Source organism: Peptoniphilus ovalis (genome assembly GCF_018919265.1).
Classification (GTDB): Bacteria; Bacillota; Clostridia; order Tissierellales; family Peptoniphilaceae; genus Peptoniphilus_A; species Peptoniphilus_A ovalis.
In genome coordinates this window covers 1-706 of sequence record NZ_JAHLQO010000014.1, presented here as the reverse complement: position 1 = coordinate 706, position 706 = coordinate 1, and the positions used below count along the sequence as shown (strand labels likewise).

Sequence of the window (706 nt, the reverse complement as noted above, 5' to 3'; positions counted from 1 at the left end):
CAGTCGAAGGTAGGATAAGTGACTGGGGTGAAGTCGTAACAAGGTAGCCGTATCGGAAGGTGCGGCTGGATCACCTCCTTTCTAAGGAAAAAGATCTTCACACTATATTAATTATATATATTTTAATATGGACCTGTAGCTCAGCTGGTTAGAGCGCACGCCTGATAAGCGTGAGGTCGGAGGTTCGAGTCCCCCCAGGTCCACCACAACTTAGTTAAACTAAGTTTTGAACCATAACAACTTAAAAACTAATCAAAATTTCTTAATAAAACAATGAACTGGAAATAAACAAGAATATGTTTATTAACAAAGGTCAAGTTAAAAAGAGCACTAGGTGAATGCCTAGGCACCAAGAGGCGAAGAAGGACGTGACAAGCTGCGAAAAGCTACGGTAAGGAGCAAATATCTTACGACCCGTAGATATCCCAATGGGGAAACCCACCTCAATAGAGGTATCCTATAGCCAATTAATAACTATAGGAAGCGAACCAGGTGAACTGAAACATCTAAGTAACCTGAGGAAAAGAAAGAAAACTCGATTCCCTAAGTAGCGGCGAGCGAACGGGGAAGAGCCCGAAAGTGAAGATGGGGAAAATATCTAGCCGAATAATCTGGGAAGACTAACCAAAGAAGGTAACAGTCCTGTAGGCGAAAGAGAAGATACCTATCACGAAAGAGTACCACGGAACACGAGAAATTCTGTGGG

The 706-nt window shown here is 42.6% G+C and carries 1 tRNA gene and 2 rRNA genes; all 3 read left to right on the top strand.

The window, feature by feature from the left end:
• A 16S ribosomal RNA gene (locus KQI68_RS10280) occupies positions 1-81 on the top strand; the annotation flags it as partial.
• A gap of 48 nt (positions 82-129) precedes the next feature.
• Positions 130-206: transfer RNA gene (locus KQI68_RS10275), tRNA-Ile, on the top strand.
• 105 nt (positions 207-311) lie between these two features.
• Positions 312-706, top strand: a 23S ribosomal RNA gene (locus KQI68_RS10270); the annotation flags it as partial.